This window comes from Planktothricoides sp. SR001, from assembly GCF_001276715.1.
Taxonomy (GTDB): domain Bacteria; phylum Cyanobacteriota; class Cyanobacteriia; order Cyanobacteriales; family Laspinemataceae; genus Planktothricoides; species Planktothricoides raciborskii.
Map to the genome: position 1 here is coordinate 8,210 of NZ_LIUQ01000086.1, position 7,924 is coordinate 16,133.

At 46.2% G+C, this 7,924-nt stretch carries 8 protein-coding genes; 7 read left to right on the plus strand and 1 reads right to left on the minus strand.

Annotated elements, in window-relative coordinates; genetic code table 11:
• Window positions 1-212: 212 nt before the first annotated feature.
• From AM228_RS33745 to AM228_RS27340, 6 genes are all read left to right on the plus strand, one after another.
• Window positions 213-383: a chlorophyll a/b-binding protein gene (locus AM228_RS33745; RefSeq protein WP_156332111.1), complete on the plus strand. Its 171-nt coding sequence runs from the start codon at window positions 213-215 to the stop codon at window positions 381-383.
• A 98-nt stretch (window positions 384-481) separates the two neighbouring features.
• A complete protein-coding gene (locus AM228_RS33750; protein WP_156332112.1) occupies window positions 482-622 on the plus strand; it encodes a hypothetical protein in 141 nt (46 codons plus the stop codon).
• Between the two features lie 411 nt (window positions 623-1,033).
• The gene (locus tag AM228_RS27325) at window positions 1,034-1,333 is read left to right on the plus strand and encodes a hypothetical protein (RefSeq protein ID WP_054470068.1); all 300 of its coding nucleotides are present in this window, start codon (window positions 1,034-1,036) and stop codon (window positions 1,331-1,333) included.
• Window positions 1,334-1,432: 99 nt separating this feature from the next.
• Entirely contained in the window at window positions 1,433-1,873 is a 441-nt protein-coding gene (locus AM228_RS27330) for a heavy metal-responsive transcriptional regulator (RefSeq protein ID WP_054470069.1), read from the plus strand.
• The gene (locus AM228_RS27335) at window positions 1,870-2,964 is read left to right on the plus strand and encodes a WD40 repeat domain-containing protein (protein WP_054470070.1); all 1,095 of its coding nucleotides are present in this window, start codon (window positions 1,870-1,872) and stop codon (window positions 2,962-2,964) included. Before AM228_RS27330 ends, AM228_RS27335 begins: the two co-directional genes overlap by 4 nt.
• A 159-nt stretch (window positions 2,965-3,123) precedes the next feature.
• A complete protein-coding gene (locus AM228_RS27340; protein ID WP_054470071.1) occupies window positions 3,124-4,062 on the plus strand; it encodes an exopolyphosphatase in 939 nt (312 codons plus the stop codon).
• A gap of 119 nt (window positions 4,063-4,181) precedes the next feature.
• On the opposite strand, the gene AM228_RS27345 is transcribed toward AM228_RS27340, so the two are convergent.
• Complete coding sequence (locus AM228_RS27345) at window positions 4,182-4,499, minus strand: hypothetical protein (protein ID WP_054470072.1); 318 nt, start codon at window positions 4,497-4,499, stop codon at window positions 4,182-4,184.
• A gap of 385 nt (window positions 4,500-4,884) precedes the next feature.
• Between AM228_RS27345 and AM228_RS27350 the strand changes: the two genes are divergently transcribed.
• Window positions 4,885-7,755 carry an S-layer family protein gene (locus AM228_RS27350; RefSeq protein ID WP_054470073.1) on the plus strand — a complete coding sequence of 957 codons (2,871 nt, stop codon included), beginning with the start codon at window positions 4,885-4,887 and terminating at the stop codon, window positions 7,753-7,755.
• Window positions 7,756-7,924: the final 169 nt, after the last annotated feature.

Sequence of the window (7,924 nt, forward strand, 5' to 3'; positions counted from 1 at the left end):
CTATGCATCCTATGCATCCTCTCTTCCCCTACACCCTACACCCTACACCCTACACCCTACACGACGGCGGCTTCCCCTGCACCCCTGCCCCCCCGCACCCCCACTCCCTGCCCTTCTTTTGGTCAAAAGTAGTTGACGTTGGCCACCTGGTATTTACAATGGATTACAGGAAAACGTAAAGATTTGTAAATTTATCAAATTATCAAAGCACCATGACACAACCCCAACCCACTACCACTCCCAAATTGGCCGATCCAAAATTTGGCTTTAACGATTATGCCGAACGCTTGAACGGTCGAGCGGCGATGATTGGCTTTGTTTTGACTGTAGTCATCGAGTATCTGACAGGTCAAGGTGTCCTGTCTTGGCTGGGTTTAAACTAATTGCCGGATAGATTAGATTCAGGAGAAGGGTCTGCCTTCTCCTGGTCGAATGCCTCAGCCAGAAACCTGTAGATTCTCTTTTGAGTCTTGAGGATGTGATGACAGGAAACAGCAAAAGCTTATTGCCGGGGATATGGGAGGCGATCGCCTCCCATCAAATCCGCTTTTGCCAGAAATTAAAAACCTTTGCTTGTATGCTAATGCCGATAATTCCTGGAACATCAGTCACGGAAATGTAAATTAAATATTATTGCTCGATTATTGCTCGAAAGATTAAAATGCTCCCCGGAGAGTCTTTACCTACTCCTTCTGGTCATAACGCTATGATTTCGTTAATTACCGGAAAAAGTTCTGCTAAGATTAAAGGGATCGCGCAAAAACTTTGCTCAGAATCCCTGAAGTATATGTAGCAAATCCAGAAATATGCCGATAAGATTTGTTTCGGTTCCATTCCCCAGTCAATCTTGACCGTGAGCCAATGGAACCCCAGAATAGCAGAACTCCCTTGTTTAAGGATTCTGGACAGTCTGCCAAGAAAACCATCAACCGTTTAGGTTTCTATTCCAGGATAAATCAATTAAGAATTTATTCCTGATGACCAGAAACCGAATTTATCAATTTAGAAAGAAATAGGAAGGCGAAAGTCTGTGATGAACGCTGCTTTGTTTAGATTTATTAAGTCAGCCTACCGTCAAGAGCCCCTCTCTAGTTTTATTGTTACGGTGGGGGCGGTAGATGCCGTGATTGGTGGAGTGGAAAATAGCGGGTCTTTATTTGGTTTTGGCTTGAGTCTCGTCGGGTTAGCGCTATTTTTACGCTTATGGCAAATTCTCCGCAATGAGCCGGAAGAAATCCCAGAAGAAGTGCCAGAACGTTATCTGCCACCGAGTTCTTCTCGACCGCAAATGCCGATGTTAATGGCGCAGAAAAAACATCCACCCAATTTTTAGTTTCCGCCGAGTTTAATCCCAAGCAATCAACCAAGTAATTTCTCGTGATGGGCGTGAGGAAGCTGGAAAATTGACCAATGAACTGCACGTTAATCCCCGATGTTAAGAATCCCCGATGTTGAGCGCTTAAAGCGTTTAAAAATTGGCGAAGTGGCCAATCAAAGTGGTTTGCCAGTAAAAACTATTCGTTATTACGAAGAAATTGGCTTACTCGCACCAACGGTCAAACGCTCGGCAACGGGCTATCGTTTGTTTGACCACCATGTGCTCAATCGTTTGGCTTTTATTAAGCGATCGCAATCTTTTGGGTTAAGCTTGAATGACATTAAAGCAATTTTAAATATTCACGACCAAGGTCAGTTGCCTTGCGGGGAAGTTAAACAACTGGTGCAGCAAAAGTTAGCAGAAATTACTGACCAAATCGAAGCCTTAGAAACCTTACGCGGCGAACTCCAAGGCTTGCTGTCCGGTTGGCAAGACCTTCCCAGTGCTGACCGCATCGCCCGGACAATTTGCCCTAATATTCAATCAAACGAATGACACAGCACCCGAAGAAGAAAACCAGAAGCGGACGCAACAGACTCATTCTGTTTTCTTTTTCTTTGTTTTGTACTTTAATCCCCATCTACTTGGGTCAACTTCCTTTGTATGCTTCCCCCCCTCAGACATTGACTCAGGAATCGGCTTGGGGGAATATCCAGCTAGTCAGAACTCTGGAAAGTCGCCATAAAACGGCGGTTGAGTCGTTGGTGTTTACTCCCAATGGCGAAATGTTAATCAGTGGTGGGGGTCGCAATGATCCGATTATTCATTTGTGGACTGTGCGAAATGGCAAACATCGGGGACAGTTGAAAGGACATCAAGCGAGGGTTTTGTCAATGGCGATCGCCCCCGATGGTAAAACCTTAGTCAGTGGGGGGGAAGACTCCCTGATTAATCTCTGGGATTTGGAAAAACGTCAGTTAATCCGCACTTTTGCTTCCCATTCGTCTCATGTGATGGCTTTGGCGATTACTCCCAATGGCCAAAATTTAATTAGTGGGGGGTTAGATGGGCTGAAAATCTGGAATCTTCAGCAACAGGTATTTATTGAAACTTTATTACGGCTGAATCCGATTTACTCCGTGGCGGTTGATCCTCGCGGCAGGCTGTTAGTTACTGGGGGCAAAAACGGCGAAATTACTCTTTGGGATGCCCAACCAGACTGCACCGAGACTCTGGGCTGTTTTGTTCCCCGTGCAAATCCCCATGAAGGCAGTTTTAAAGGACATACGGATGCGATTAGTGCGCTGGCATTTACTCCCAATGGCGAATATTTAGTCAGTGGTAGTTATGACCAAGGCATCAAATTGTGGCAGATGGATACTGGGGAAATGAGGTCTTTGGGAGAGCATCTTGGCCCGATTCATACTTTGGCGATCTCTCCTGATGGTAACACCCTCGCCAGTGCTAGTCGGGATGGGCTGAAACTCTGGAATTTGCGATCGGGTGAACTGTTGCACCGAATTTCTCCCACGGTGGATGCGGTGCAAGCGGTGGCTTTTAGTCCTGATGGCACCATGCTGGCTACTGGGGGCGACAATAACACGATTCAAATTTGGCGGTGGAGTTCCGGGACTCCCTCTAACTAACTAGGCTGCTCAACAGAGAGGAGAGAGGAGAGAGCAACATGATCTTGTTGCAGGTTTGAGTCGCGATCGGATCGGAATTGGCGCGATCGCCCTGGACATATCAGAATACATGAGTTTCAATAGAAGTTAAATTCGGCCTGATAGCCAAGAGGTTTTTCTATGTCTACGAATGACAGAAAATATCGATTAGTCACTCGGAGTGACTTTGATGGTCTAGTTTGTGCGGTTCTCTTAAAAGAACTAGACATGATTGATGACATTAAATTTGTTCATCCTAAAGATATGCAGGATGGAAAAATTGAAGTCACGGATCGGGATATTACCACTAACTTACCTTATTTAGAAGGCGTCCATTTAGCCTTCGACCACCACGCCAGTGAAACCATTAGAAACGAACAAATCCAAGATAATCACATTATCGAACCCAATGCCCCTTCAGCGGCCAGAGTCGTTTACAACTATTATGGCGGTAAAGAAACTTTTCCGAGTATTTCTGATGAAATGATGGAGGCCGTTGATAAATCCGATTCGGCTAAATTTGAAAAACATGAAGTTTTAGACCCAGAAAATTGGGTGCTTTTGAACTTTATTATGGATGCCCGAACCGGATTAGGTCGATTTAAGAATTTCCGGATTTCTAACTATCAATTAATGATGGAGTTAATCGAATATTGCAAAAATCATAGCATTCAGCAAATTTTATCACTACCTGACGTTAAAGAACGCATAGAACTTTATTTTGAGCAATCCGTGCCTTTTAAAGAACAATTAAAAAGATGCTCAAAAGTTTATAAAAATTTAGTAATTTTAGATTTAAGAAATGAGGAGGTCATTTATGCGGGAAACCGCTTTATGATTTATGCGCTATATCCTCAGTGCAATATTTCCATCCATCTGATGTGGGGATTAAAACAGCAAAATACCGTGTTTGCCGTTGGCAAGTCAATTTTTAACCGATCTTCCAACACAAATATCGGGAAATTAATGCTGAAATATGGCGGCGGTGGTCATGCCAATGCGGGAACTTGCCAAGTGGATAATGACCAAGCGGAAGAGGTGAAGGAAGAGTTGATTCGGCAAATTAACGCCGATGGTTAATTGGTGAATTCGGTGTAATATTCAGCCAAGGAAAATTACGGGTTTCTTCTCATCAAAAACCCGTAATTTTCCTAGTTTAATTGAATGATTTGATTTCAGGTATGACATCTAACAAAAGTCTAAGCGATCGCGAGTTCAGCTTCGACTTTGACTCGTTGAAAAAACTTTGGTTGGGGTATATTTTGGGGTGATTTGGCTACGACGAGCATGGAGTCAGAAGATCGCACTACCAGCTTGCCTTCTTGGAGTGATTCTCGCAATTCTCGTCCGGTTTTCCAAGCCCGATATTTGACGGCGCCCCAGCGAGGGTTAGCTGGGTATCCGGCGAAACCAGACCTTAGGGCCGCTTGGTTGGTAGAGGCGATCGCGGTCTGAACTTTCACCCCTGCTGCTAAATCAACCACCATAATTTTGGGATTTTGGTTTGTTTTGAACATTAGCGTTACCCCCTTTAGTTTTTCCGATAGTTTTTCCGATGAAAATTCTGCTTAATCGAGCAGCAAATTTAAGCTTAAACACTCTATATAGGGGATCGCTCCCCCTCGCGAAATCCCGATTTAGGATTTCGGCGTCAGTTTTATCATGCAAATTAGTTGAAGTAATATGACAAAACATTACAGGAATTAGCAATTCTTTGCAAGAGGTTTACGGATCATATTTTTGGCCTTTTTTTGGTCTTACGGCTTTTTTGCCAGGAAATTTTTTGGCATACTACAGGCAAGCATTGGTTGATTGTTATTGGTTATTGGTTATTTGACCAGAGTCAAAATCACAAATAACCAATAACAGTAAAAAAATAACGAATGATAAATAATAAATAATATGTTAGGTAAATCCCCAATACCCTGGACTGTCACTCTGTGTTCTTACTGCTTTGGCTATGCGATCGCGCCATCAATTGCCCAAGGTCAGATTATTCCCGATCGCACCTTACCGATTAATTCCGTGGTCAATACGGATGGCAATCTGCAAACAATTACCGGGGGAACCGCTGCCGGGGCTAATCTATTTCATAGTTTTCAGGAATTTTCTTTGCCGACTGGGGGCGAGGTATTTTTTAACCATGCTTCAGAGATTAGCCATATTTTCACTCGCGTCACTGGTGGCAATATTTCTAATATTGATGGCTTAATTCGCGCCAATGGGACAGCAAATCTATTTTTCCTTAACCCGAATGGGATTGTATTTGGGCCAAATGCTCAGTTAAATATTGGCGGTTCGTTTTTTGCCAGTAGTGCCGAAAGTTTGGTGATGGCGGATGGTAGTTTGTTTAGTGCTACCAATCCCCAAGCCCAGCCATTGCTCACAGTTAATCTGCCAGTGGGCTTACAGTTTGGTGACAATCCCGGCGCCATTGTTAACCAGTCTCAGGTGACAGATAATCAAGGAAACGCGATCGGTCTGGCAACACAACCAGGGCAAAGTTTGGCATTAATTGGCGGTAGCTTGCTTTTGGATGGGGGAAAACTGACCAGTCCCCAAGGACAAATTTACCTCGGTAGTGTCGGCAGTAATGCCAGAGTGAGTTTATCTGGTCCTGATCGTGGCTTTGCCCCAGGATATTGGGGAGTGGAGAATTTCGGCGATATTCAATTGACCCAAAATGCCGTGGTGAATGCCAGTGGGAATGGTGGTGGCGCGATCGCAGTCCGGGGTGGGAATATCACTTTGACCAATGGCTCCAGTATTCTGTCTAATACCCTGGGCAGTGAAAACGGCGGCAATATTACCGTTGATGCTAATCAATTTGTCCTCAATAATGGCGCCTTTATTTCTGCATCCACCTTTGGCAGTGGACACGGCGGCAACCTCACCATCCGCGCTACAGACCAGATTAACCTCAGTGGCACCCAACGATTAGTCATCTCCGAACAGGTGTTAGCCGGAACCTTTGACCCCCTGAATATTAATAGTGGTTTATATACGTTGACTGCCAGCAATGGGATGGCAGGGGATCTGACTCTGGAGACTAACCAGTTAATCGTCAACAATGGCATCGGCATCTTGGCTTCGACCTTTGGCCCCGGTAACGGCGGCAATTTGGCAATTAAGGCTGATTTTATTGATATCACTGGCGGCTCCCTGGTGATGGCTGGGACTGCGGGCACCGGCAGCGCCCAGGATTTGACCATTGATACGCGGCAATTGAGACTCCAGGATGGCTCGGTGATTTCCAGTACCACCTTTGGCCCCGGTCAAGGAGGCAATGCGATTGTCAACGCTGTGGAGCAAGTGGAAATAGTTGGTGCGCCGATTAATGTTTTGGGCAGAACCTTTGGGGTCAGTCGCTTAATTACTTATCTGCCTACGAATATTCTCAGTGGCAGTGTCGGTCGCGAGGAAAGCGGGACTGGGAATGCCGGTGATTTAATTATTAATACTGGCCGGTTAATTGTCCGAGATGGTGGTTCTCTCTCCGCTGCCAGTACCAGTGCGGGAAAAGGGGGGACAATGTTGATTAATGCTTCGGAGTCAGTGGCAGTCTTCGGAGTCTCTGGGGATGGCCTGTTGGCCAGTTCTTTATTAGCCTCGTCTAGTGGCCCAAGTAGTGTGGCCGGTGACATTGTGATTAATACCGGGAAACTGTTTGTCCGCGATGGCGGAACGATCGCCGCTGGGACTTTTTTTGGCCCAGGGGCTGGGGGCAGCTTGACAGTGAATGCTTCCGAGTTGGTCGAAGTTACTGGTCGTCGGACTGGGACTTTGATTCCTAGTGGGATATCGGCGTCTTCGGGCTTGGCCGGATCGCCAATTCCTGCCACGGGAGCGGGGGGCGACGTGAGCATTGTTACGGATAAGTTAATTGTCAGTGATGGGGCAAAACTGGCGGTGAGCAGTGTGAGTCTGGGGGATGCGGGAAATCTGGAAGTAGTGGCTCGCGAAATCGAGATTGCCAATACCGGGGAAATTACTGGGGCTACCAGTTCCGGTCAGGGTGGCAATATTCGCTTGCAAACTCAAGATTTGCTGTTGCGGCAAACTGGCAATATTAATACGAATGCGGCAAATACCGACGGTGGGAATATTGCGATCGCAACAGAAAATTTAGTAGCCCTGGAAAATAGCGATATTACGGCGAATGCCTTGGCCGGTCGTGGGGGTCAGGTAAGAATTAATGCTCAAGGGATTTTTGGCACCCAATTTCGCAACAGTGAAACGCCCTTGAGCGATATTACGGCCTCTTCTGAACTTGGCCCCCAGTTTAGTGGCACCGTGGATATTAGTACCCCAGATATTGATGCGGCTGCTGGGTTGCTGGAGTTGGCGAAAAGTCCCGTTGATGTAGCCCGCTTGATTGACCGTAATTTCTGTGCGGTGAACAGTGGCAGTCAATTTACGGTGTCAGGTCGTGGCGGTTTGCCCCGTTCTCCCAATGAGGTGATTCACTCGGCTGTGGTGCTGGACGATTTACGGTTTTTTGGCGATCATAGCAATGGGCAGCCAGAATCACAGATTCGCAGTTTTGCCCAAAAGCCGCCCAAAAGCCAAAGATATTCAGCCACTTCTCTTTTGCCATCTGTTTTGCCATTAGAGTTGCCCATAGTGGAGGCTCAGGGCTGGCTGGTGGCCGCTGATGGCACGGTGGTTTTGGTGGCGCGTGAAGCGAAGCTATCGCGTCAGAGCGAATCGCCTCATGTGACTCTCTCAGGGTCTGGGTTGCCGGTGTTGGATTGTAGAGGTGCTGGGAAGTAGAATGTAGGGGCTTTCGCATTCGGGCAATAATTTCTGGGAAAAACCCCAAATTTAATATCCGAATAGGGCGTTGTAGGGGCTTTCGCATTCGGACAACAATTTATGCGAAAAACCCCAAATTTAATATCCGAATGCTTTGCCCTTATAGGGCGAAATATTGACTGTGATA